Here is a 22,430-nt window from a genome sequence, read left to right as displayed (position 1 = left end):
AGCAAGGACGCATCTTTATGCGCAGACGTTCCATGCCCCTATTCCAAGGCCTGCTCTGGGTCTCTTTGCTGGGCGGTCTGCCGCTCGGCGTGACGTTCGCAGCCGTCGGCAACTGCGCCGCGCTGGGTTCGTTGCCTGCGGTGCTGGAAGTCGGTGAAGGGCTGCAACAGGAGGTGCAATCGCCGGTGGCGATCACTCGGGTGGCGGTGGGCGACCCGAAAATCGCCGACGTGCGAGTCAACGGTAATCAGGCGTTTTTACTCACCGGAGTGGCCCCAGGCGCCACCAGCCTGATGGTCTGGACCGCCTGCGCCAGCGCTCCGCGCCAGAGCATGGTGTTCGTTCAGGGCAAGGCCACCGCGGCGATGACCACCACTACACGGTTACCCTCTGATGACCCACTGCTACCGTCGCAAGTACAGACCGACATTCGTTTCGTCGAAGTCAGCCGGACCAAACTGAAAGAGGCCGGCACGTCGATTTTCGGCAAGGGCTCCAACAATTTCCTCTTCGGGGCGCCCGGCACGGTGCCCAATACCGCCGTGACGCCGGGCGTGGTGCCGCTGTTCAACATTGATCCGCGGATCGCGGTGCCCAGCATTCCGTTACTCAACGACAGTTTCAACATTGTCTGGGGCGGTGGCAGCAGTAAATTTCTCGGCATCGTCAATGCGCTGGAAGGCAGCGGCTTTGCCTACACCCTGGCGCGGCCAAGCCTGGTGGCCCTGAGCGGGCAGAGCGCCAGTTTCCTGGCCGGCGGTGAAATCCCGATTCCGGTGCCCAGCGCCAACAGCAACAGTTACTCCATCGAATACAAGGAATTCGGCATCCGCCTGACGCTGACGCCGACCGTGGTCAGTCACGACCGCATCGTCCTCAAAGTGGCGCCGGAGGTCAGCGAACTGGATTACAACAACGGCGTGACCATCGGCGGCACCACCGTTCCGGCGTTCACCATACGCCGCACCGACACCAGTATTTCCCTGGCCGATGGCGAGAGTTTCGTCATCAGCGGTTTGATCAGCACCCACAATGCCTCGCAGGTCAGCAAGTTCCCGGGGCTGGGCGACATCCCGATTATCGGCGCGTTCTTTCGCAACTCATCGGTCAACCGCGAAGAGCGTGAGCTGCTGATGATCGTCACGCCGCACCTGGTCCAGCCATTGGCCGCCAACGCGAAATTGCCGTCGCTGCCCGGTGAAAAACTGCGCAACTACGACCCCAACTGGTATCGCCTGTACTTCCTCGAAAACGGCAACTTCGATAAACGCAGCGGATTATCGCAATGAGCCAGAGCCAGAACCTGAGCCAGACCTTCCTCGCGATCACGCGCAACAACACCGACTTTGAGTGGCTGCAAGGCGCCCTCGCCCCGTTGGGCCAAGTGGTCAGCGCCGGCGGTGGCAGCCTCGACGAATTGCTGGCGCTGGTGGACGTGACCTTCGCCAGCCTGGTGTTCATCGGCCTGGACCGCGAACACGTGGTGGCCCAAAGCGCACTGATCGAAAGCGCCCTGGAAGCCAAGCCGATGCTGGCGATCGTCGTGCTCGGCGACGGCATGGACAACCAACTCGTGCTCAATGCCATGCGCGCCGGTGCACGGGATTTCGTGGCCTATGGTTCGCGTTCCAGCGAAGTTGCGGGGTTGGTGCGACGGTTGAGCAAACGGCTGCCGCCGGTGGCCCCGAACACCCAACTCGGTGGCCTGACAGTGCTCTACGGTGTGCAGAGCAACGCCGACGGCGCATTGCTCGCCTCCCACTTGGCGCAAGTGGTGCAGAAGAGCGGTCAGCAAACATTGTTGCTGGACCTGGGCCTGCCAAGCGGCGACAGCCTGGCCCTGCTCGGGCTGGAGAGTTCGTTTCACTTCGGCGATGCGCTCAGGCATTTGCGGCGCCTCGATGCGACGCTGATCGACAGCGCCTTCACCCGTTGCGACGCGGGGCTGCGGATCCTCGCCTACGCCAGTCACGATGAACCGCTGGAACACACCAGTGCCGCCGAGTTGTACATGCTGCTCAGCGCCCTGCGTCAACACTTCCAGCACATCGTGGTGAACCTCACCGGCCAGCCGGACAGCGAAGCATTGCGCACCTTCGTCAGCCATTGCGACAAGTTGCTGTGGTACACCGATCAGAACGTACTCGACTGCCGCCGCAACCTGGCGGTACTCAACCTGTGGCGTGAAAAAGGCATTAAGCTCGATCACGCCAAACTGCTGGTGGACCGCTACCTGCGCAACGTCTCACCGGACTCCGAGACCCTGGGCAAAAGCTTCGGCATGGAGGTCATCGCGACCCTAGTCTACAGCCCGGAAGTGCGGCTTAACGCCAAGAACCAAGGTGTGACTCTGTTTGAACTGGCCCCCCGCGAAGGCCTGACTCAAAGCTTGCGCGCCCTCGGTGAACGGTTGGCCAAGCGCTCCGAGAGCCTGGCCAAGCCCAAGTCTGGCTGGTTAAACCGCTTGAGGGGTGCGCAATGAGCGGTGAAAAACTCTTCGGCGCCCCTGTCTGCACAACCAGCGGTAACACCGACCACGAAGGCTTGAAACTGGTGCTGCACCGCTACATCATCGACGCCATCGAGGAGTCCGGCAAAAACCTGCTGGAGGGTTCGCGGCAGGTGCTCTCACAGTTCGTCGTCGACAAGACTGCCGAGTACATCGCCCGGCTGCACCTGGCGATTTCCCGGTATGAAATGGAGCGTCTGGCCGAAGAAATCGTCGACGAACTCACCGGTTTCGGCCCCTTGGAAGTGCTGCTGCGGGACCCGGCGGTGACGGAGATTCTGGTCAACGGCCCGCACCGGGTGTTCGTTGAACGCGATGGCGTACTGCATCAAAGCGACCTGCGTTTCATCGATGCGCATCACGTCGAACGGGTTATGCAACGGATCCTCGCACCCCTCGGCCGACGGCTCGATGAGTCGTCGCCGATGGTCGATGCCCGACTGCCCGACGGCAGCCGGGTCAACGCGATCATTCCACCGATTGCTCTCGATGGCCCCTGCCTGTCGATACGTAAATTTCGCAAGGACATGCTCAAAAGCTCTGACCTGATGGCGATGCAAACCATCGATCAGGCCATCTTCGACTTCATTCAGGAGGCCGTGGGCAAGCGCTGCAATATCCTGATCAGCGGCGGCACCGGCACCGGCAAGACCACGCTGCTGAACATTCTCAGCCAGTTGATCAACCCTCACGAGCGACTCGTCACCATCGAAGATGTCGCCGAATTGCAACTGGGCCACCCTCACGTGGTGCGCCTGGAAACCCGACCGCCGAATGCCGAAGGCCACGGCGAAGTGAAGGCCAGTGACCTGATTCGCAACGCTCTGCGGATGCGCCCGGACCGGATCATCCTCGGCGAGATTCGTGGCGTCGAAGTGCTCGACGTACTCACCGCAATGAACACCGGCCACGATGGTTCCATGAGCACCGTGCACGCCAACAATGCCCAGGATGCGTTGTTGCGCCTGGAGACGCTGGTGGGCCTGACGGGGCGCACCATCGCCGAACGCACCCTGCGGCAAATGATCTGCGCCGCGCTGGATGTAGTCATCCAGTTGACGCGCATGCCCGACGGCCGCCGCTGCGTCAGCGAGGTGGTGGAGGTAATCGGCATCCGCGATGACGTCTACGTCACCAATACCTTGTTCCGGCTCGACCGGCGCAGCGGTTTCGGTTTTATGCGTGAGGCGGTCAACCCCGCGGGCGACAAACTGCGCCGTGAGTCGGCGCTCTCTCCCTCTGCGTACTGAGGCCACAGCATGCTCAAACCGCTGCTGCTTATTCTCGTTTGCCTGATCTTGCTCGGGCTGTCGATCCGCCTGTTTTACAACGGTTTGCGCCAGACCGGCACCGAGCGTGTGCTGGGCCGTCTGACTCAGGGGCAACCGGAGCCGGTGGTGGCGAAATCGTCCTGGTCGGGTGTGGAGCGGGCCTTTTTGCGCGCCGGCCTCGGGCGCCCCACTGAACGACTGGGGGTGTGGCTGTTGATCTGGGCCTTTGGCATCTTGCTCGGACTTGCTACCAGTGGCTGGATCGGCTTGCTGGTTCTGTTACTGCTGCCGCCGCTGATTCTGCGTCTGTATGTCAATTGGCGTTATCAGCACCGACTCCAGCGCATGATCGAACAACTGCCACAAATGCTCGATCACACAGTGCGCAGTCTGAAGTCCGGGCGGACCCTGGCCGATGCGGTGCTGGGCGCCATCGACGCCGCCGAAGATCCGCTGAAGAATGCCATGGGCCGGGTTCAGCGCAACGTGCAGCTGGGGGTCAGCCTGCCGGACGCCGCCTCGGACCTCGCCGAACTGTATGAGAAAGATGAACTGCGCCTGTTCGCGCTCGGGTTGCGGGTCAATCACCGCTATGGCGGCAATGCCAGTGAGCTGTTGGAGAACCTGATCAAGATGATCCGCGAGCGCGAGCAGGCTGCGCGCCAACTCAGGGCCATGACCGGTGAAACCCGGGTGACCGCATGGGTCCTGGGCTGTTTGCCGATTGGTCTGGCCGGCTATTTCCTGGCGACCAACCCCCTCTATTTGCTCGCCATGTGGCACGACAACTCGGGGCAAATCATGCTCGCGTCCGCGTTCGGCCTGCAGGTGGTGGGCAGCCTGGCGCTCTGGCGCATGTTGCGCAGCGTATGAAAATGCCTCTGCTGATCAGCGCGCTGCTGTTTCTGGGCGCTACGTTATTACTGCTCGGCAGTTTGCTGGAACAGCAGCGACGAGCTCGTCAGGTGGCCCAACGGCTGGACGGCAAACGGCTGAATATGGGTCGTGTGGGTCACTGGCTGCAGGTGCTGGGTAGCAGCCGGATCGGCCAACGGTCGGTCAATCTGGATAATGAAACCCAGACCCTGCTCAATCGCCTCGGCTGGCGCAGCGCTCGGCGACGCTCGCTGTTCGCGGCCTTCCAGGTGGGCGCCCCGGTGTTGGCACTGGCCCTGAGCTTGCTGGTCCAGGGTGTGTTTTTCCCGCAGGTGGACAACCAATGGCTCGTCCCGGCCTTTGCCACCGGCATCGGCTACCTGCTCCCCAAACGCCTTTTGGCCGCAGCCGCCCAGAACCGGCAAAAACAGTTGGCGAGCGAGATTTCCACCTTCATTCCGCTGCTGCGCATTCTGTTCGAATCGGGCATGGCGGTGGAGCAGTCGCTGCGAGTGTTGAGCAATGAAGGCAAACAATTATTGCCGGCCCTGACCCTTGAGTTGCGTCTGGTATTGACCCGGGTCGATTCCGGCCTGGAACTGGGCGAAGAACTGAACAAGGCCACTCGCTTGCTGGCTGTCGATGAGTTCACCGACACCTGCGTCATCCTTCAGCAGTTGATCCATCAGGGGGGCGGTGCGATGAAATCCCTGCTGGCCCTCAAGCAATTGCTCGATGACCGGCGCCTGACACGCCTGCAAGAATACATCTCCAAGATGTCCGCCAAAATGTCCGTCGTGATGATGCTGTTTCTCTTCCCGGCGTTATTGATCGTACTGGCCGGCCCGGGATTCACCGCCCTGTCCCGGGCCTTTGCTTCCTAGAGGGAACGTTATGAAAGCCATCATTGCCGGTTTGAGTCTGTTGTTATTAGGCGGTTGCGCGAGTAACGGCGCGACACCCTGGAGCGCCCTGACCAACACCGCCAGTTGCGCCAAGCTGACCTCCGATGAACAGCTGTCGCTGAACCTCGCCGACGATATGGCCAATGACGGCAAACTGCACGCCAGCCTCGCCAACCTGCAAAGCCTGCCCGACAACCTGGCGGATGTGCGCCTGCGCAAGGCCAAGGTTTATCGACTGCTGGGTCGCAGCGAAGCCGAACCGTTATACCGCAGCCTGCTCGGCAGTTGCCTGGCCGCCGAAGCCGAACACGGCCTCGGCCAACTCGCCGCCGCCAGGGGCGACAACGGCCTGGCCCAAGCCCACTTGCAACGGGCCGCACGGCTAGCGCCCACCGACGAGAAAATCCGCAACGACCTGGGCGTGGTGTACCTCAATCAATTACGCGTCGAGGATGCGCGCTTCGAATTTCTGACGGCCATGGAGCTCAAGCAGAGTGATCAGCTGGCGGCGTTGAATCTGGTGACGCTGCTGATCTACCAGGACGACTGGAGCCGCGCCGCCGAACTGGTCAGCCGCCTCGGCCTGAGCCCCGCTCAGGTCACCGAAGCCCAGGCCCGCGCAGAAAGACTCAAGACCCCAAGCAAGCCCGGCCCGACGGCCACGAACCAGGTTGCCGCCGTCGCCACATCGCCCCGTGAATAGGGAGAAGCCCTGATGAAACCGACCGCCCTCTACTGCCTCGGCCTGCTGGCCCTGCCCCTCACCACCCACGCCATCGACGCCATCGACGCCGGCCCCGCCTCGGCCCAACAGCAGGAAACCGAAGGCTGGCTGCAACTGCAACGCAGTAACAAGGCGGCTTCCCAGAAACCGCAAACCTCAACCGCGACCGAGCGCGAGCTGAGCATGCAGCGCTGGCTGAAAAGCTATCAGCATGAGATCCCGGAGTACTTTGATCAGTATGAGAGCGGGACGGTGGACAGTGGGACGGGGGGGTAGTCTTAATCCGGGATTTGTTGTGCCTGAACTGCCGCTTTCGCGAGCAAGCTCGCTCCCACAATAAATCGGGTACGCCTTTCGCTTCTCACCACTCAACAGGCCGAGCGTTAGCTCGCCTGCAGCTCTTGATCTTGACCTTGATCCACCCGCCCCTTCGGTAGGCTGAGTGGAGGTGTTCATCTGGGGGGTAGGCGCGAAGCGCCGTTCGACGCAGTCGAACACATCGAGAGGAGGTTGAAGCGAAGCCAACCGGAGGCGATGCCCCCAGATGAATGCCGGAGCGAAGGAACGCCGAGCCTAGGCGAGGGGCCGGACGCTCGGGGCGAGCGTTTTTTTGCTTACTTTTTTTAGGCGTTTGTAAAAAAAGTGAGTTGCCGTAAGGGCGAAACCCTAAGCGGCCGTTACCGCAGCAACGGATATGTACTCAATCAACCCAATACAGGTCGCCCACATTTTCAGTGAGCGGTGACCCGCTGCCGCAACCCGGAATGACTGGGCATCAAAGCAAGCGCCAACTGCGTCCGATTATGCATATGCGTCAACCGCAACACCTGCGACACATAAAGCTTCACCGTGTTCTCGGTAATCCCCAACTCACAGGCAATCTGATAATTGGTCTGCCCCTTGCCCACCAACCGCGCCACATCCAACTGCCTTGGCGACAGATGACTGAAAATCGCCGGAATCTCAACCCGATCCACAGCACTGACATCGTCATCAGGGGAAACCGACAACCGCGGCCCACGCCGAACCTTATCCAGATCCTGATACAGATCATCGATCGACTCGGAAAGATACTGCAGCTTCTGATTCAAATGCCCCAGCTGCACACTCTTCTGCCGCTCCTGCCACGCCACTTGCTGACGCGCAATCCCGTCGAGCAACTCATGCAGATCAATTGGCTTCTGATAATAATCGGCAAACCCGGCCCGCAACGCCTTGATCACATCCTGTTTGTCCGCACGCCCGGTGAGCATGATCGCCTCGAATGCGCGGTGCTTGCCGGATAGCCGCTGCAACGCCTGAACCAATTGAATCCCGTCCAGGCCGGGCATGTGCAAATCACAGAGCACCAGGCCGATCGCCTCGTCCTCACTGAAACGCTCGACCGCCTGCCGGCTGGACTCGCAAGGCACACAGCGATAACCGCTGCGCTCAAGAAATTCACAAAGCGGCTCAACGATCAGCCGCTGATCGTCAACCACGAGGATTTTCATTGCCGAGGTAGGCTTGTTCACGTGCAACTCCCTGCTGACCACTCCTGTACCGACAGCCACAGGCGGTACAACTACTGGTTTGAAAGTAGACGTACTTTCCGACTCTGTACACAGAACCAGTGGCTAGTGGAGCCAGACAAGTGTGAGCAACAGGCCTACCAGCACGAAGGGCGCAAAGGGCTGTTTTTTTGACATTCCAGGCCCCAGATATCGAAGACGATGCCTAAGCCCTTGACCCAGATGAAGCCAGACTCTTGGCGCCAGCAGCAGCCAGAGCACACTGCTCAATCCGGCGCCGATGAACACGCCGAGCAGGTGCATACCGTCCGTCGCCAGCCCCAGGGCGGTCATGAGTTTCACATCGCCTGCGCCCAGGCGTCTGAGCGCATAACCGGGCAAGGTAAAGGCCAGCGCAAGCAAACAAGCCCAACCGCCCTGCCCCGCCTCGGCCCCCAGCCAGGTGGTGCCTGTCCACAGCAGATAGGCCAGCGCCAACACTCCTGCGCCAAGGGTCAGGCCATTGGCGATGTGCCGTTCTCGAGCATCCTGTGCTGCGCATAGCGTCAGCCAGATCAGTAGGACAAAGCTCTGCATCCGTAAAAAACGCCCGTTTTGGCTGAATGATTCTATGCTGATATCACGTAGTGAATGTCAGGGTAGACGCAGTCATGAAAACAGGCCTCCCCCGCAAGCAAAAAGGCGCTGTAGCGATTGAATTCGCTTTGGTGTTCCTCATCTTTTTCGCCGTGTTTTATGGGATTGTCACGTACAGTCTGCCGCTGTTGCTGATGCAATCGTTCAACCAGTCGACCGCCGAAGCCGTGCGCCGAAGCGTGGCACTGGACCCAAGCACCCCCGGGTACGACACCGCGGTAATAACCGTCGCCACCACGGAATTGAGCCGGCAACTGGCCTGGATTCCCGCCGCACTGAATTTCAATATCGCCACCGACGCCAGCGCCACCTACGTGGGCGGGGTGTTGAAGGTCAGCATCAACTACCCCACCAGCAAACTGCAGCAGGTCATCCCGTTTCTGAACCTGCCGGGGATTGGCCAGGTGCCCAATCTGCCGGCAACCCTCACCGCCAGTTCGAGCCTGCAATTTTGAGTTCCGCAGACAAACTCTTCGGCCGCCTGCTGAACCGCCATCCGCCTCAGCCGCTGGACACGTCAGACACCCTGAGTGTGCAAGGTGTCGGCTTGCAGGTGCATCTGGATGTCGAAGGTCGAGTGATTCACCTGACCGGCCCGCTGCGGCATGTGCTGGCCCAGCAGACGCCCGCGGCACAAGCACCGTACCTCCTCGATTTCCTCATGCCCCACAGCTGCCTCGCCGTTGAAGGCTCGCCTGCGGATTGGCTGGGACAGACACTGGATCTTGATTTTTACAGCCTCGGCGGACAACCCCTGCACCTGCGCGGCTGGGTCCAGCCGTTAGCCGATGCCTGGCTGTTGCAGATGCTGGACATCGGCGACTTGCTGCTCGAACGCCGACAATCGCGCAGCCGCGAGCAATGCCAGTTGCTCGCGGCGCAGATCGGCGAGCAGTTACGCCTGTGCAGCCTGACGCGCCTGCCCGAGGTGTTTGTGGAACAATTGCAAGGCCTGACCCAGCGCTTTCGCATTCCATGCGTCGCGGTGGCCTTGCTCGATGAACAGGAGGAAGGCTGGCAGATCCATCAGCATGATGCAGCGTTCGATGCGCCCCAATTGTGGCAAGACGCTCAGCGCCTGGGCACCGGCCTCGACAGCCTGAACGGCTCTGCGCCGCAACGCCTGACCCCCGGTGAACACCCCCGTTTGCAAGGCATCTTCGGCAATGCCGAAGGGTTCGCGGTGCCCTATCACGATGCTCAGGGTGTGGTCGCCTGGTTGCTGTGTGGCTTTTATCCGGTGCAGCAACATGCACCCGACATGAATGATCGCGACTGGTTGCAGCTCGCCGCCGCGCTCGCGGGCCCATTGCTGGAGCGTTTGCGCGAGCACCGGCACCATCTGCAACTGGAGCGACTGGAGTCGCTGCAAGCCTTGCTCGGCACCGGATGGTGGGAGGTGTTCAGCGACAGTCGCGAGGTGCAATTGGCGCCGTCGTTGGCCAGTAACCTGAACCTTGCGAGCGCCCGATTGCCGCTGCACAACTGGCTTGATCAGGTGCATCCCGCCGACCGTGAAGAGCTGAGCAGTCGCCTGCAAGCCTTACAGGACGAAGACACCCCGTTACTGCTGTGCGTGCGCCTGGCACAAACCCCGAACTGGTATCGCCTGCAGGGACAGGCCCTGGGCGTTGGCAAAAACCGGCGATTGGTGGGTTTCATGCTCGACATCAGCGACATCAAAAACCAGGAGCAAAACGCTGCAGCGGCCCATGCCCGACTGGACAATCTGATCGCCAGTTCACCGGCGGTGATCTACGTGCAGCGCTATGTCGAAGGTGCCCTGCAACCGACGTTTTTCAGTGACAGCCTGCTGCCGCTGCTCGGCTGGACACTGGTAGATTGCGCGGCGGGGACGTTGGTTGAAAGGGTTCATCCCGAGGACCGCGATCAGTATTTCGAGCGCACCCGACGCCTGTTGCGAGAAGGTTCGATTCGTACCCGCTACCGGTTGCGCGACAGTCGCGGCGATTACCACTGGATGCTCGATGAAGCCAGACTGCTGCGCGATGACCTTGGCCTGCCGGTGGAAGCCGTCGGCCTGTGGCTCGACGTCACCGAAGCGACCCTGGCCGCCGAGCAGGTGAAACAGAGTGAAGAACGTTACCGGATCCTGGTGGAAGACTCGCCGGCGATGATCTGCCGCTACCGCCCCGACCTGACCCTGACCTTCGGCAACCGTCCGCTGGCGACGTATCTGGAGTGCCAGCCCGAGCAATTGCCAGGGGTTAATCTGGGCACCTGGATGTCGCAAGAACAGCGCGAAACATTTCTCCAGCGGCTCGGCCAGCTGAGCCCGGAATTCCCGGTCAGCACCGCGGAAATCAACCTGCAACTGCCGGGACGGGAACATGCCTGGTGGGTCTGGTCGGATCGCGGGGTGTTTGATGAGGACGGCCGCTTGCTGGAGATTCAGGCCGTGGGCCGCGACAACACCGAAGTACGCCGCTCCCAGCAGCAGCTCACCCAGAGCGCCAAAATGGCCACCCTTGGCGAAATGGCCACGGGGCTGGCCCATGAAATCAACCAGCCGCTGAACGTGATGCGCATGGCCATCGTCAATGTGCTCAAGCGTCTGAACAACGGCGATGCTCAAATCGATTACCTGACCGACAAGCTCAACCGCATCGATGCCCAGGTGCAGCGCGCCGCCCGGGTGGTGGATCACATGCGGGTATTTGGCCGCCGCTCGGAGATCGAGCAGCATCCGTTTAATCCGGCGCAAGCCATCGAAGGCACGCTGTCGCTGCTGGCCGAAGGGATGCGCGGCAAAGGGGTCGACCTGCGGGTCAGCGACACTGGATTCGACGTGCAGGTGCGCGGTTATGTTGATCAACTCGAACAGGTGTTGATCAATCTGATGGTTAACGCGCGGGATGCGTTGCTCGGTAAACGCGAGGCCGACCGCGAGTTCAAACCGTGGATCTCGGTGTACGCCGAACATGATGCGCAGTCGGTGCGGCTGTGGGTCGAGGACAACGGCGGTGGTATCGATCCACGGTTGCTGGAGCGGATTTTCGAACCGTTCTTCACCACCAAACCCGTGGGTGTCGGCACCGGGCTCGGGTTGTCGGTGAGTTACGGCATCGTCGAGAACATGGGCGGAAAACTGAGCGTCAGAAACTCGATCGAGGGCGCACGGTTTTGTATCGAACTGCCGATTGCCGCCGACGATCAGATCACCAGCGTCGCTCGTCCTGAGTGACAACTGAGGTTGGCGCCGACATCGACCTTGTTCAGATCGATTCCCAGACTGAGCAGCAGCGTGTTGATCAAGGCGTCGAGTAACGGGCTGAGCGCGCTGTTGATCGCGTTGACCAGCAATGTTGTGACGCTGCTGAGGATCACCCCCAGACCACCGACCAGACTGCCCGTCGGGCCGTACATGTCGACCTTGAGATTGGTCAGCGTGTCGGTAAGGCTGCTGACGATATTGCTGGTGGAATAGGAATAGTAGAACGGTGGCTGGTTGATCTCCGGCAGGCTGGTGGCCGGCGGTGCAGAATAGACGTGGGGCATGTTGGCGTTCTGCGCCACGGTCGTGTCGGCCATGATACTGATGCCGCCGCCGACGCCCGGAATCCGTGGGTCGCAGGAGATGGGCAGGAGCAGAATCCTCATACAGGTTTTCACCCCGATATCGATCACCTTCAACGGCTGCACCACTACCGCCGGTGGCGTGGTGTTGCTGCCGAAAGCGGTGGCTGGATCGATCTTGCCGATCTTCAGATTTACCAGCGAAGTGCTGGTGTTGGTGGTCAGGGTTTTGTTGGTGGTACTGACGCAACTGTAGGCAGTGACATAGCTGTTGGCGCTGGCAACGTCCAGCGCCACGTCGATACGTATCGGTGGCGGCAGCACGATGATGTCGGGAGTCTGACAGGGCACGAGCAAGGCACAGGTCAGTGAATTGAGCACTCCCACCAGGTTGAGATTGAGCAAGGCGTTCAGTGTGTTGGTCAGCGGGCCTGCCAGATCAGCCACCGCATTGATCAGCGCCACGATGGAATTGAGCACCGGCAAGTCGATCGACAGCAATGTCCTGATCTGGGCAGTTCGCACATAGATGCGGTTGGGCCCCAATGGAGCCAGCGCGGCGTTTTTCGGATTACCGATGGCCGACAGCTGCGGAGGCTCCAGCACCTGCACCCGGGCGGTGATTTGCGCCAGGCCTGCCAGATTGATCGGCAACGTCGCCACCAGGCCGTTTTTCTTGTTGGCCAGTTGCACGACAGCTTCGATCAGGTCGAACACCTTCAGATTGGTCGCCAGCGCCGAAATGTTGCTGCCAGTCTCGACGTGCAGCAGGTTACCGAGTACCACCGTCGTCGTGCCAGCCGCGACCTTGAGCGCCTGCAAACTCCCAATTGTCGCCGTCGCGCCGAGCGTGCCGCCAGGGTCCAGCACATTGACGACAGTCTGGACCAGTTGGCTGACGGCAACGGTAGTGCCCAGCACCTGGTCATACCCGGCGGTGCTGAGGTTAAGGTCGACCTTCAGTCGGTCGAGGTAACCGAGCAGGCTGATGTTGGTGTTCACCAACCCGTTCCAGCCCGCCACAGTGATGTTGACATTGCCGCCCAGCAAACCGCCGAACAGCGCGTTGAGCGTGGCGGACTTGCTGGTATCGACGCTCAGCGCCGTACTGCGGATGGTCAGCGAAGCCAGAGGTGGCGGTAATGCGGCCACAGCGGTGGCCGTCAGGTTAATGGTCGCTCCACGTGGGGCGCCACCGAACAGGGCGCCGACACCGCCGGCGAAACTCTGCTGGACCGAATGGCTGGCGATCACCCGAATGGCTTCGCTCTTGCTTGGGTCGGCGCCAAATACCCGAAGGTTATTGGCATCCAGGGTCAAGGTGCCGCAAGCGACCAGCAGATTGCGATTGGGGTCAGGAAGGGTGAAGTCGTTGCGGTTTGCGCTGTCGGTGGCATAGACGGTGGCGGTGTTGCCAGCAGCGCAATCACCCCCTCGGGTAGACGCTTCAAGGGCGGCCATGTCCGCTACGCGCTGCAGGTCGCGTTTTTCCAGGTACAAACGACCGCTGTCGACCACGAGCAGCAAGAACATCAGGGCCATGCCCAATGTCAGCGCCGCCATCAAACCGATCGCCCCCCGTTGCCGGGACGGGCTGCGTAACTGCAAACGGGGAGACATCGCACACTCCTTTGCCGGTGCACAGCCGAGGGCTACCTCCATGGGTGAACAGAAGTGTAGACAAGACTTGGCGGGACTGCTGGCGACATGCCAGTGCAGACAACAAAAAACCTGTAGGAGCAAAGCTTGCTCGCGAAAGCGGTCTATCAGTCACATCTTTTCTCGATGTGACGCCGCCTTCGCGAGCAAGCTCAGCTCCTTGTATGTTGACCCTGACTCCAGCGAGAGAGGTTACGCTCAAGGATTCATTCAACAGCAAGTGCGTTTCTGGGGGAGGCCGATCGCTCCTGAAGGCAGGATTTGCTCCTGACCTTGTCTGTAGAGAGGCCCCCCCGCCTCATTGCCCACCACGAAGAGTATCGAGAAGCCGACAAGTCGGACTTCGCATTACAAGGTTGCAGTGGCATGAAGTTCGAGGTCGGGGGAACCGGAAGCAATCTTACCTAAAGTCAGGGAAGTGAAAAGCATGAATACTCATGTCGGCATAGACATTGGTGCCAAAACGTCTGCCATGGGATGGCGGCAGAACGGCAAAACAGTCGGCCAGTGGGACATTCAGCACACGCCCAAGGGTCGTAAGGCCGCGGTGAATAAGATGATGGGCCTCAAACCGCTGAGCGTGGTCATGGAGGCCACCGGTATTTACTACCTGGATCTTGCGTTGGAGTTGCATGCCGCGGGCTTACCGGTCTCGGTGATCAACCCAAAAAGCTTCCACAACTTTGCCAAGTTGATGTTGCAAAACAGCAAGACTGACCAGATCGATGCGCAGTTGCTGGCTGAATATGGCGAGCGCATGGCACCCAGGCTTTGGGTCCCGCCTACGGCGGATCAAATGATGCTGCGTGCGATTGGCCGTCATATCAATCGACTGATTGGCCATCGGACCAGAGCCAAGAATGAGCTGCATGCGCTACAAGCGACAGATACGAGTATTGAGTTGCTAATCGCAGATGAGAAAGACGCGATTGCTGCATTGGATATACGCGTTGACCGTTTGAAAAAGGCTGCGCGCGACGCCATCGCCAAGTGCCCGAACCTGACCTTGCAGTTTCGCTGCATGATGGCGGCACCCGGCGTGGGAGAGGCTTCAGCGATTGCTGCACTGGCTGAGTTGACGACGCTACCTGTAACGCTCAAATCGGCACAGGTGAGCCGTTATGCGGGGCTGGACGTGAGATTGACCCAGTCAGGAACAAGTGTGAACCGCCCTGGCCGAATGTCGAAATGTGGCAACGCCTACTTACGCGCAGCGATGTTCATGCCGGCAATGACGGCAATCCGTTGCGATGAGAACGTGAAAGCCTTCTACGAAGCTCTGGTGGCCCGGGGCAAGAAGAAAATGCAGGCCATTGGAGCGGTGATGCGCAAGTACCTGACGGGTTTATGGGCTTGCATGCGCTCCGGCGAAGAATTTGATACGGCCAAGCTTTTTAGCGAAAAACATCTCGCGAAAGCTTGACCGTGAACAGAGTATCTACAGGGTTAGGTGGTGTTTATTTCGGTGGATAGTTGGCGAGGATTCGCCCGATTGTTTCACGTATCGCATTGGCGCGATCAGACGGATTCCGCGTACTGCTGAGCATCTGCTCGTCACTGCCGCGCCACACCAGCTTGCCGTCCTTGCCATCCAGCAGGTCGATCTGGATGATCGCTACGTTGTAGTTGACGTTACGGGTTTCGTTGTACATCGGCCCACCCCAGTAGCCATTCCACGGACCACCCCAACCGCCGCCGTAGTGGGTGGTCACTTGTTGCTGGCGCTGTTCGACGATCAGATAAGTTTGCACGCTCAAATCGCCCTTTTTTCCAGCGGCAGCCGGACGCAGGCCACGCTGATCCAGCTGATCGGCCACGGATTGGCGGATGCGTTGTTCAGTGAGGTCGCTCTTGATCCGTGGGTCATCGGGGCGATATTGCAGGGCAGGGTCTTTCCAGCTCCAGCTGCGATAGGCGGCGAAGTCGCGGCTGGCATCGAAGTCATGATTGACCTGGTTGGCGCAGGCACTGAGCAGCACGGCCACAGCCAGTAAAGCGAGACGGCGGAACATGATATTTCTCCGGTTGAAGACATGAACCTGCGCAAAGCGTCTTAACGACAGAAGCTAACTAGGAGGATACGCCGACATCGCCTTTTCTACAGCCTCCCGTATCGCATCGGCTCGCTCGCTCTGGCTGCCTCGGTTGCTGGTTTCGGCGCTGGCACTCCACACCGGTTGACCGGTGCCGGCATCAAACAGATCAACCCGCACCACCACGACCTGTTCCTGATAAGTCCGAACGATCGGCACGGTGTTGTACATGCCGTAACCGCTGCCGTAGCGGTTGTAACCGCCATAACCGCCGCCGTAGTAACCATAGTCGTCCCGAACCTGACGCAGGCGGGTTTCCAGGCGCAGGTCGGCGCTGACAAACAGATCCGCCGGGCGATTGTCGTGCAGCGGGCGCAAGCCTCGTTGATCGAGGGCATTGCTGACGGCTTCGGCGACCTGCGCCGAATCCGCCCAGGCGGTGCCCGGCGGCAGGCGTCCGTTGAGCCAGGCCCAGCTGCGGTAACGTCCGTAGTCGCGCGGCGGTGCCGGGTAGGCGCTGCGATCAAAGGTGTTGGCCGCCTGAGGCGGCGCGGGTGGCAGGGGGTTGGATGACGCCACATAAGGATTGCTGCCCTGACAGGCCGCCAACCCGAGACAGATCACCAATAACCCCGATCGACTGTTCATTTCGTGCTCCGATCAGACCGGCCGACAGATCCAGTGCAAGTAGCGCCCAAGCCCGGCAAAGCTTGGGTGACGACGGTGGGCCAGTTCCATTTCCAGCAAATCCACCAGTTTGGCGCGGGCCTGGAATTCCACCGGCATGTAATCGTGAAAAACCCGTACCCCGCTCTGGGTTTCGACCTGCCACAGGCCCTCAAGTTGCGCCGCCAGTTCACGTGGATCAAGGGGCTGCTGCGGCGTCAGGCTTTGCTTTTCGCCGGCCATGTCGTTCTTGCGCATCTTGCGGAAATGGCCTTTGAGCAGATTGCGATAGATCAGCGCATCGCGGTTGTAGAAGGCCAGGGACAACCAGCCATCGGGCTTGGTCAACTGATGCAGCACGGGCAGGATCGCGTGGGGTTCGGCCAACCATTCCAGTACGGCGTGGCACAGCACCAGGTCGTAGGGTTCGGTGAGTTGGCGAAGCAGCTCCTGCCACGGCGCCTGTATGAATGTCGCTGTTTGCCCAGCATCGGCAAAGCGCTGGCGGGCGCCTTCGAGCATCGGCTCGGCAGGTTCGGCCAGCGTGACCTCATGACCGCGCTGGGCCAGCCACAACGACATGTGGCCCAGGCCGGCACCGATGTCCAGTACACGCAAGGGTCGGTCTGGCAGGGTTTCGGCCAGGTCGGCCTGAAGCACCGCCAGACGGATCGCACCTTTGGCACCGCCATAGATTTTTTCGGCGAAGCGGGTCGCCAACTGATCGAAATGACGGTCGCTCATCAGCTGAACCTCTTTTCGCTGTCCGCGAGCTTGCTGCGCACCACTTCATTCATGTCCAACCCCAACTCGCTGCACAGCAGCAATAGATAGAGCACGATGTCGCCGATTTCCTGCCCCGCATGGGTCAGTTTGTCAGCCGGTAACCGGCGCGACTGGTCTTCGGTCAGCCACTGGAAAATCTCCACCAGCTCGGACATTTCCACGCTCGCGGCCATGGCCAGGTTTTTCGGGCTGTGAAATTGCCGCCAGTCATTGTGGTCACGGATGGCGTGCAGGCGTTCGGTCAGTTCAACAAGGTTCATCGGGCTCTCCTGAAGGCGTATAGCTTCGGGGGGATCCTCAATCAAGGCAAGGTCTATGTAGCAGCTGGCGAAGCCTGCGTTCGGCTGCGCAGCAGTCGTCAATTCTGTGTGGGCGATTCGCCTGACACACCCAATTGCAGTGTTTCACGACTGCTTCGCACCCGAACGCAGCCTACGGCAGCTGCTACAAGGTTCTTGCGCCATACTCAAACGGTTCCGGCATCAGGGAACTCGTCACTGTTATCAATGGACCAAGGCTCAAGTCCGGCAACCACGCCATCACTTCCACCCCTTCCATCAAGGACGCTCACGACATGCAGGTAGAAAGTTTTTTCGAATGGCTCGGCCAGGCACTTGGTTCGGTTATCCGTTTCATCGTTGACGGCCTCAGTGGCTTGTTCAATCTGTTGAGCCACGCCGGCAGCAACTTTGTCGAAGGGCTGTCCCGTGCGCTGGGCATGGACGCGTCGATCATCAGCATCATCGCGTTGATTCTTGGGTTGATGCTGTTGTGGTCGGCGATTCGGGCGTTCATGAATGCGTCGATCATCATGGGGATCATTTGGTTGCTGTTGGGGCTTTGGTTGTTGAGCTGGATAATTCACTAGTGATCCGACAGGGACGCGGAGCGTCCCGGGCTGCATTCCCACGCAGAGCGTGGGAACGATCATGTCGCTACAATGCCCGCTCCCCGAAGGAGCCTGCATGTCCAACCTGATCGCCGACTGGCGCGACCGCCCAACCCATCGTCGAGTCTGGGCGCTCGCCGCCCCTATGATTCTCTCGAACATTTCCGTACCGCTGGTGGCGTTGGTCGACAGTACAGTCATCGGCCACTTGCCCCACGCTCATCAGTTGGGCGCCGTCGCGGTCGGGGCCAGCCTGTATACCTTTCTTGCCTGGGCCATGGGTTTTCTGCGCATGGGCTCCACCGGGTTCGCCGCACAGGCCGCCGGGCGTGGGGATGGCGCGGCGTTGCGGCAGATTTTGCTGCAGGGTCTGTTGTTGGCCATGGGCCTGGCGATTGTCCTGGGCACACTGGGTGTTCCGTTGAGCGGCGTCGCGCTGCACTTCATGCAGCCGTCGGCGGAGCTGGAACAGCTGACCCGCGAGTTTTTCCACACCCGCCTGTTCGGTCTGCCGGCAGCGCTGGCCAGTTATGCGCTGGTCGGCTGGTTCCTCGGCACTCAGAACGCCCGGGCGCCGCTGGCCATTCTGCTAAGCACCAACCTGGTGAATATCGCGCTAAACCTGTGGTTCGTCCTCGGGCTGGATTGGGGCGTGGTCGGTTCGGCCCGAGCGTCGGTGATCGCCGAATGGACCGGCGCGCTGATCGGACTTCTGATGACCCGCAGCGCCCTGCGCGCCTATCCCGGCCACATCGCCTGGGCCGCGCTGGCGCTGTGGCAGAGCTGGCGGCCGCTATTGGCGGTCAACCGCGACATTTTCATCCGCAGCCTGGCGCTGCAATCGGTGTTTTTCCTGATCACCGTGCAAGGCGCGCGGCTGGGCGATGCCACCGTCGCCGCCAACGCGTTGCTGCTCAATGGTTTGCTGCTGACTGCACACGCGCTGGACGGTTTGGCCCACGCCGTGGAAGCCCTTTGTGGGCATGCCATCGGTGCTCGCGATCGAGAGGCCTTGCGCCGCTCATTGGTGGTGGCCTGCGGTTGGTCGTTGCTGGCGAGCCTGGGATTTGCCGTGCTGTTCTTGTTCGCCGGGCATCTGTTCATCGAGATGCAGACCAACATTCAGAGCGTGCGCAACACAGCGTTCATCTACCTGCCCTACCTCGCCGCACTGCCACTGATCGCGGTCGGGAGTTACCTGCTCGACGGGCTGTTTATCGGCGCCACCCGTGCCCGGGAAATGCGCAACGGCATGCTGCTGACGGTGATTCTATTACTGCCTTTCGCCTGGGCGCTGCAAGGTTTGGGCAACCATGGGCTGTGGATAACGTTTCTGTTGTTCATGTTGCTGCGCAGCCTGACCCTCGGCGCGTTTGCCTGGTATCTGCACAAAAGCGACGGCTGGTTCGCAGGCAACGCTCACTGAGTCGGCGTGGCTTTGATGAAGGCCGTGACCTCATCCAGCACCGGAGCCAAACCGCGCATGGGCCGGGACAGCGTCGCCACCAGCGTGGCGTGGCTGGTGCGCGAGAAATACAGATCCTGCACCGGCACGCCCGCCTCGCGCAGTTTAAGCGCCAGACCACCGGTATTGCGGGCCGGGTTGACCAGCTCATCGTCGCTCGCGGCGATCAACAAGGCCGGCGGCGCGCCGCGACTGACGTGATTGATCGGCTGCGACTGCGGCGGTGAGCCCGGCCAGAAAAACACCGGACGCACATCCGGATTTTTAATGGGCAGAAAATCATAAGGCCCGGCCAGGCCGATCCAGCCGCTGAGGTTGTGTGGCGACAGGCCCACCGCCCCCAGTAACCCGGGGTCCAGTGCCAACATCGCGACGTTGTAGGCCCCGGAACTGTGGCCCATCAGGTACAACCGCTGCGGATTACCGCAATACTGCCGAATGTGTTCATGGGTCCAGGCCACAGCCCGGGCGCCATCTTCAAGGAACAGCGGATAACGCACCTGCGGATACAACCGATAGTCCGCCAGCACCGCGACTATCCCCCGAGACGCCAGCGCCTCGCCGACAAACCCGTAATCGCTGCGCGAACCGCTGTTCCAGCTGCCGCCGTAGAAAAACACCACCACCGGCGCGTTTTCCACGGGATGGCGCGGCACATACACATCGAGTTTTTGCCGCGGATCACTGCCATAGGCAATACCCTCGGTCTTGTCGAAGGTTCCGTTGGGGGTCAGCACATTGAGCAATTTCAGTGGCGAACATGCCGTCATCGCGGCAAGTAAAACGCTGCCGATTGCCAAGCTGAACAGCCGCCGGAGTGTGCTCGCCATCGATGTCGAACCTCATGTTCAGGGCTGATCGTTCTGCCATAGATTGCGCAGGTTATCGAGACGTTCCTGTTGGGTGACGCCCGGCAACGGTAGCGCAGGAAACGCGCCGGGGTACTGCAAGCGTAGCCATAACCAGCCATCGAGCACCCGACGTTCGCTGAAACCCAGCGCCAGCCCTTCCTGCACGTGGGACCACAGCGTGTGGTATTCGGTCCCGGTAGATTTGCTCCAGTGCCAAGTGTGCTGTTCCAACACACAGGTTTGCAGCTTTTCCCGATGACGAGGGCTGAGGTTTTCTTCAACCGCCAAAGGGCTGACGGCAAGCCCCGGGTTGACCAACTGTTGCCAGCCCTGACTGCCGACTGCGCGGTCGGCCCAGGTCCCGCCGAACCAGCGCAACTGTCTGATCGGACCCAGCCAGCGGCTCAGCTCCAGCGCATCGCAGGCATCAAAAAAGTAACTGGCGGTGTGTGGGTTGTAGTAACTCAACAAGGCCCGGTGATGTGGGTCGAAAGTGACCGTGAGCATCCGGCGCAAATGCGCCAGCAACGGCGACGACGACGTCTCACTGGCGACCAGCAAGCCTCGCCAGAGTGGCGCTTCGCTGTGGCACAACCCGGCCAGCACAGGGCATGTCCGAAGGTCGATCAGGGCCGGTCCATGTTCACGCAATGCATGCCACTCAGTGCCTTCGAACAACCAGAACCACCGGGCATGCGCAAACTTCTGTTGCAGTGTCGCCCGAGCCTGTGACGCACCCGGTACATCCAGCAATAGCCATTGCGGGGTCGCGGCGATCATGCCGCACCGCTCTGGCCAAACCGCATCGCCGCCCGGCAGGTGCAAAGGGCTTGCGTGCAATGGCTGAAACTGCCGCCACCGGGCAGCAGGCACAGCAACATCAAGGGCTCGCTCGATTGCAGCCATTCCTGCAGGCCTTCAATGGGCGGCCAATCATCGGTCGTGACGGGTGTTTTAGCCTCCTCAACAGGCTTTGGCATGTGAATAAACCCGGTGATCAACGGCTTATCCGGATCCCCCTCGACAAAGCTCACCACGACCTCAGCCCCCACACTCAACTGCGTGACTGCCGCGCCCCCCAGTTCAGCGGCCAACGGCAGCCAACAGTGACTGGGCGCCGCACCCTCGCCCTGATAGAGCCAGTCAAATTGCACGGCAACCGGTCTTGAGGCATCGGGCGGCGATTCATCGATGTCGACCACCCAAGCCCGTTGCAGGCTGTGCATCGTTGGTTTCGCTGCAGAGTGAGGCGATACAAAAGGCACCTCCCAGTGAACCACGCGGATCTGGTTGCTGTAGGGGGCCATTGGATCCTGGCTCCCCTGATGCTCGACATGGGTCAGCAGCCAGAGATGGTTCCAGTCGGCGATCGGATGGCCGAACAGCGGCATCAGCTGACCACTGCGCAGCGACGTCAGGTCCGTACGACCTTCGGCACTTTGCGGGGTTCGTCGCCCTCTCTGAAGCTCGAACTGGCGCACTGCCGGTTGCTCGCTCTCGACCTCGAAGCCTGCATTTTCACCGAGGCGAAAATGCCCCTGACCCTCACCGAAAACCACGCAGTTCGCGTCCGCACGGTGTTCGAAGTGGTAATGAAGCTGTTCCTGGGCACACAAGCGCTGGAGAAACTGCAGATCCGATTCCCGGTACTGCGTACAAAAGTCACGGGGCGGGTAATCGCCACTCAGCTCGAAACGCCGATCCTTGCCGGCAATGCCGTGTTCCTTGAGCACCTGATCAAGGATTTGCGGTACCGAGCGCGCGCTGAAGATTCGCTGACTGAAGCGCAGGGAAAGGCACGCCAGCTTCGGCCTCAGACGTATGCGGCAAAGCCTGGCAGCCGGGTGATGGTCGTGCTGGACAAGTTCATGCAATTGTCCGTGGAAGCCGTTTTCCGCAGGCCCGACGTGCAAAAAGGCCGGACGGTACAGCAGGCTTGCAAGGTCGAGTGTCAGGTCATCGATGAGCAGATCCACGTCGAACACAAAAGGCTCGCTGATGGCTTCTCGACCGGTAAACGCCAAGACCTCAAAGGGGTCGGGCAAACCCTCTACATCCAGACGAAATGACGGCTCGTTGACTGGATCGAACATCGGCGATTCTCTACAGGAG

At 60.6% G+C, this 22,430-nt stretch carries 22 protein-coding genes; 12 read left to right on the top strand and 10 right to left on the bottom strand.

The features are described 5' to 3' along the window. Window positions 1-17: 17 nt before the first annotated feature. The 7 genes from ACYZT3_RS04325 to ACYZT3_RS04295 are packed head-to-tail and all read left to right on the top strand — an operon-like array spanning window position 18 to window position 6,561. Window positions 18-1,289 carry a type II and III secretion system protein family protein gene (locus ACYZT3_RS04325; RefSeq protein WP_282376826.1) on the top strand — a complete coding sequence of 424 codons (1,272 nt, stop codon included), beginning with the start codon at window positions 18-20 and terminating at the stop codon, window positions 1,287-1,289. Continuing rightward, on the top strand, window positions 1,286-2,482 hold the full coding sequence (locus ACYZT3_RS04320; RefSeq protein ID WP_282376825.1) for an AAA family ATPase: 1,197 nt from the start codon (window positions 1,286-1,288) through the stop codon (window positions 2,480-2,482). Before ACYZT3_RS04325 ends, ACYZT3_RS04320 begins: the two co-directional genes overlap by 4 nt. Continuing rightward, window positions 2,479-3,759 carry a CpaF family protein gene (locus tag ACYZT3_RS04315; RefSeq protein WP_282376824.1) on the top strand — a complete coding sequence of 427 codons (1,281 nt, stop codon included), beginning with the start codon at window positions 2,479-2,481 and terminating at the stop codon, window positions 3,757-3,759. The genes ACYZT3_RS04320 and ACYZT3_RS04315 overlap by 4 nt, the downstream gene beginning before the upstream one ends. 9 nt (window positions 3,760-3,768) lie before the next feature. Then, entirely contained in the window at window positions 3,769-4,653 is an 885-nt protein-coding gene (locus ACYZT3_RS04310) for a type II secretion system F family protein (RefSeq protein ID WP_462031587.1), read from the top strand. Continuing rightward, window positions 4,650-5,540 (top strand): type II secretion system F family protein, encoded by an 891-nt coding sequence (locus ACYZT3_RS04305; RefSeq protein WP_282376820.1) that lies wholly within the window; start codon window positions 4,650-4,652, stop codon window positions 5,538-5,540. The genes ACYZT3_RS04310 and ACYZT3_RS04305 overlap by 4 nt, the downstream gene beginning before the upstream one ends. A gap of 10 nt (window positions 5,541-5,550) precedes the next feature. After that, entirely contained in the window at window positions 5,551-6,264 is a 714-nt protein-coding gene (locus ACYZT3_RS04300; protein WP_282376818.1) for a tetratricopeptide repeat protein, read from the top strand. Between the two features lie 12 nt (window positions 6,265-6,276). Further along, window positions 6,277-6,561: a DUF3613 domain-containing protein gene (locus ACYZT3_RS04295; protein WP_462031586.1), complete on the top strand. Its 285-nt coding sequence runs from the start codon at window positions 6,277-6,279 to the stop codon at window positions 6,559-6,561. 455 nt (window positions 6,562-7,016) lie between these two features. Here the strand turns inward: ACYZT3_RS04295 and ACYZT3_RS04290 are convergent, their stop codons facing one another. Together ACYZT3_RS04290 and ACYZT3_RS04285 are read right to left on the bottom strand one after the other, a co-directional pair. Further along, complete coding sequence (locus ACYZT3_RS04290) at window positions 7,017-7,799, bottom strand: response regulator transcription factor (protein WP_462031585.1); 783 nt, start codon at window positions 7,797-7,799, stop codon at window positions 7,017-7,019. A 102-nt stretch (window positions 7,800-7,901) separates the two neighbouring features. Further along, the gene (locus ACYZT3_RS04285) at window positions 7,902-8,372 is read right to left on the bottom strand and encodes a prepilin peptidase (RefSeq protein WP_462031584.1); all 471 of its coding nucleotides are present in this window, start codon (window positions 8,370-8,372) and stop codon (window positions 7,902-7,904) included. 74 nt (window positions 8,373-8,446) lie between these two features. Between ACYZT3_RS04285 and ACYZT3_RS04280 the strand changes: the two genes are divergently transcribed. Further along, on the top strand, window positions 8,447-8,887 hold the full coding sequence (locus ACYZT3_RS04280) for a TadE/TadG family type IV pilus assembly protein (RefSeq protein WP_282376814.1): 441 nt from the start codon (window positions 8,447-8,449) through the stop codon (window positions 8,885-8,887). After that, window positions 8,884-11,637, top strand: a complete 2,754-nt coding sequence (locus ACYZT3_RS04275; RefSeq protein WP_282376813.1) for a PAS domain-containing sensor histidine kinase — start codon at window positions 8,884-8,886, stop codon at window positions 11,635-11,637. Before ACYZT3_RS04280 ends, ACYZT3_RS04275 begins: the two co-directional genes overlap by 4 nt. Here ACYZT3_RS04275 and ACYZT3_RS04270 read toward each other — a convergent pair. Further along, on the bottom strand, window positions 11,607-13,589 hold the full coding sequence (locus tag ACYZT3_RS04270; protein WP_462031583.1) for a pilus assembly protein TadG-related protein: 1,983 nt from the start codon (window positions 13,587-13,589) through the stop codon (window positions 11,607-11,609). The two genes, ACYZT3_RS04275 and ACYZT3_RS04270, sit on opposite strands and share 31 nt — an antisense overlap. 466 nt (window positions 13,590-14,055) lie before the next feature. Here ACYZT3_RS04270 and ACYZT3_RS04265 point away from each other — a divergent pair, with 466 nt between their 5' ends. After that, the gene (locus ACYZT3_RS04265) at window positions 14,056-15,051 is read left to right on the top strand and encodes an IS110 family RNA-guided transposase (protein ID WP_462030744.1); all 996 of its coding nucleotides are present in this window, start codon (window positions 14,056-14,058) and stop codon (window positions 15,049-15,051) included. A 34-nt stretch (window positions 15,052-15,085) separates the two neighbouring features. Here ACYZT3_RS04265 and ACYZT3_RS04260 read toward each other — a convergent pair whose 3' ends face one another. The 4 genes from ACYZT3_RS04260 to ACYZT3_RS04245 are packed head-to-tail and all read right to left on the bottom strand — an operon-like array spanning window position 15,086 to window position 17,373. Continuing rightward, window positions 15,086-15,640, bottom strand: a complete 555-nt coding sequence (locus ACYZT3_RS04260) for a DUF4136 domain-containing protein (protein WP_462031582.1) — start codon at window positions 15,638-15,640, stop codon at window positions 15,086-15,088. 54 nt (window positions 15,641-15,694) lie between these two features. Then, window positions 15,695-16,309: a DUF4136 domain-containing protein gene (locus ACYZT3_RS04255; RefSeq protein ID WP_282376810.1), complete on the bottom strand. Its 615-nt coding sequence runs from the start codon at window positions 16,307-16,309 to the stop codon at window positions 15,695-15,697. 12 nt (window positions 16,310-16,321) lie between these two features. Continuing rightward, complete coding sequence (locus ACYZT3_RS04250) at window positions 16,322-17,071, bottom strand: methyltransferase domain-containing protein (RefSeq protein WP_282376809.1); 750 nt, start codon at window positions 17,069-17,071, stop codon at window positions 16,322-16,324. Then, window positions 17,071-17,373 carry a MazG-like family protein gene (locus ACYZT3_RS04245; RefSeq protein WP_462031581.1) on the bottom strand — a complete coding sequence of 101 codons (303 nt, stop codon included), beginning with the start codon at window positions 17,371-17,373 and terminating at the stop codon, window positions 17,071-17,073. The genes ACYZT3_RS04250 and ACYZT3_RS04245 overlap by 1 nt, the downstream gene beginning before the upstream one ends. A 314-nt stretch (window positions 17,374-17,687) precedes the next feature. Between ACYZT3_RS04245 and ACYZT3_RS04240 the strand changes: the two genes are divergently transcribed. Beyond that, on the top strand, window positions 17,688-17,981 hold the full coding sequence (locus tag ACYZT3_RS04240; RefSeq protein ID WP_033059560.1) for a hypothetical protein: 294 nt from the start codon (window positions 17,688-17,690) through the stop codon (window positions 17,979-17,981). A 97-nt stretch (window positions 17,982-18,078) separates the two neighbouring features. Then, complete coding sequence (locus ACYZT3_RS04235; protein WP_462031580.1) at window positions 18,079-19,428, top strand: MATE family efflux transporter; 1,350 nt, start codon at window positions 18,079-18,081, stop codon at window positions 19,426-19,428. Here ACYZT3_RS04235 and ACYZT3_RS04230 read toward each other — a convergent pair. The 3 genes from ACYZT3_RS04230 to ACYZT3_RS04220 are packed head-to-tail and all read right to left on the bottom strand — an operon-like array spanning window position 19,422 to window position 22,411. After that, window positions 19,422-20,297, bottom strand: a complete 876-nt coding sequence (locus tag ACYZT3_RS04230; RefSeq protein ID WP_462031579.1) for an alpha/beta hydrolase — start codon at window positions 20,295-20,297, stop codon at window positions 19,422-19,424. The genes ACYZT3_RS04235 and ACYZT3_RS04230 overlap by 7 nt on opposite strands. 18 nt (window positions 20,298-20,315) lie before the next feature. Then, window positions 20,316-21,098 carry a DUF4123 domain-containing protein gene (locus tag ACYZT3_RS04225; protein ID WP_282376799.1) on the bottom strand — a complete coding sequence of 261 codons (783 nt, stop codon included), beginning with the start codon at window positions 21,096-21,098 and terminating at the stop codon, window positions 20,316-20,318. Next, on the bottom strand, window positions 21,095-22,411 hold the full coding sequence (locus ACYZT3_RS04220; RefSeq protein ID WP_462031578.1) for a contractile injection system protein, VgrG/Pvc8 family: 1,317 nt from the start codon (window positions 22,409-22,411) through the stop codon (window positions 21,095-21,097). Before ACYZT3_RS04220 ends, ACYZT3_RS04225 begins: the two co-directional genes overlap by 4 nt. Between the last annotated feature and the right edge of the window lie 19 nt (window positions 22,412-22,430).

The organism is Pseudomonas sp. MDT1-16 (genome assembly GCF_054898115.1).
The sequence above is the reverse complement of the archived record's forward strand: the minus strand, read 5'-3'. Positions and strand labels throughout refer to the sequence as shown.

What these genes read in the sequence shown, in the direction of transcription:
- ACYZT3_RS04325 (WP_282376826.1), top strand. Translation starts at nt 18, where the DNA reads ATGCGCAGACGTTCCATGCCCCTATTCCAAGGCCTGCTCTGGGTCTCT.
- ACYZT3_RS04320 (WP_282376825.1), top strand. Translation starts at nt 1,286, where the DNA reads ATGAGCCAGAGCCAGAACCTGAGCCAGACCTTCCTCGCGATCACGCGC.
- ACYZT3_RS04315 (WP_282376824.1), top strand. Translation starts at nt 2,479, where the DNA reads ATGAGCGGTGAAAAACTCTTCGGCGCCCCTGTCTGCACAACCAGCGGT.
- ACYZT3_RS04310 (WP_462031587.1), top strand. Translation starts at nt 3,769, where the DNA reads ATGCTCAAACCGCTGCTGCTTATTCTCGTTTGCCTGATCTTGCTCGGG.
- ACYZT3_RS04305 (WP_282376820.1), top strand. Translation starts at nt 4,650, where the DNA reads ATGAAAATGCCTCTGCTGATCAGCGCGCTGCTGTTTCTGGGCGCTACG.
- ACYZT3_RS04300 (WP_282376818.1), top strand. Translation starts at nt 5,551, where the DNA reads ATGAAAGCCATCATTGCCGGTTTGAGTCTGTTGTTATTAGGCGGTTGC.
- ACYZT3_RS04295 (WP_462031586.1), top strand. Translation starts at nt 6,277, where the DNA reads ATGAAACCGACCGCCCTCTACTGCCTCGGCCTGCTGGCCCTGCCCCTC.
- ACYZT3_RS04285 (WP_462031584.1), bottom strand. Translation starts at nt 8,372, where the DNA reads ATGCAGAGCTTTGTCCTACTGATCTGGCTGACGCTATGCGCAGCACAG.
- ACYZT3_RS04280 (WP_282376814.1), top strand. Translation starts at nt 8,447, where the DNA reads ATGAAAACAGGCCTCCCCCGCAAGCAAAAAGGCGCTGTAGCGATTGAA.
- ACYZT3_RS04270 (WP_462031583.1), bottom strand. Translation starts at nt 13,589, where the DNA reads ATGTCTCCCCGTTTGCAGTTACGCAGCCCGTCCCGGCAACGGGGGGCG.
- ACYZT3_RS04265 (WP_462030744.1), top strand. Translation starts at nt 14,056, where the DNA reads ATGAATACTCATGTCGGCATAGACATTGGTGCCAAAACGTCTGCCATG.
- ACYZT3_RS04260 (WP_462031582.1), bottom strand. Translation starts at nt 15,640, where the DNA reads ATGTTCCGCCGTCTCGCTTTACTGGCTGTGGCCGTGCTGCTCAGTGCC.
- ACYZT3_RS04255 (WP_282376810.1), bottom strand. Translation starts at nt 16,309, where the DNA reads ATGAACAGTCGATCGGGGTTATTGGTGATCTGTCTCGGGTTGGCGGCC.
- ACYZT3_RS04250 (WP_282376809.1), bottom strand. Translation starts at nt 17,071, where the DNA reads ATGAGCGACCGTCATTTCGATCAGTTGGCGACCCGCTTCGCCGAAAAA.
- ACYZT3_RS04245 (WP_462031581.1), bottom strand. Translation starts at nt 17,373, where the DNA reads ATGAACCTTGTTGAACTGACCGAACGCCTGCACGCCATCCGTGACCAC.
- ACYZT3_RS04240 (WP_033059560.1), top strand. Translation starts at nt 17,688, where the DNA reads ATGCAGGTAGAAAGTTTTTTCGAATGGCTCGGCCAGGCACTTGGTTCG.
- ACYZT3_RS04235 (WP_462031580.1), top strand. Translation starts at nt 18,079, where the DNA reads ATGTCCAACCTGATCGCCGACTGGCGCGACCGCCCAACCCATCGTCGA.
- ACYZT3_RS04230 (WP_462031579.1), bottom strand. Translation starts at nt 20,297, where the DNA reads ATGGCGAGCACACTCCGGCGGCTGTTCAGCTTGGCAATCGGCAGCGTT.
- ACYZT3_RS04225 (WP_282376799.1), bottom strand. Translation starts at nt 21,098, where the DNA reads ATGATCGCCGCGACCCCGCAATGGCTATTGCTGGATGTACCGGGTGCG.
- ACYZT3_RS04220 (WP_462031578.1), bottom strand. Translation starts at nt 22,411, where the DNA reads ATGTTCGATCCAGTCAACGAGCCGTCATTTCGTCTGGATGTAGAGGGT.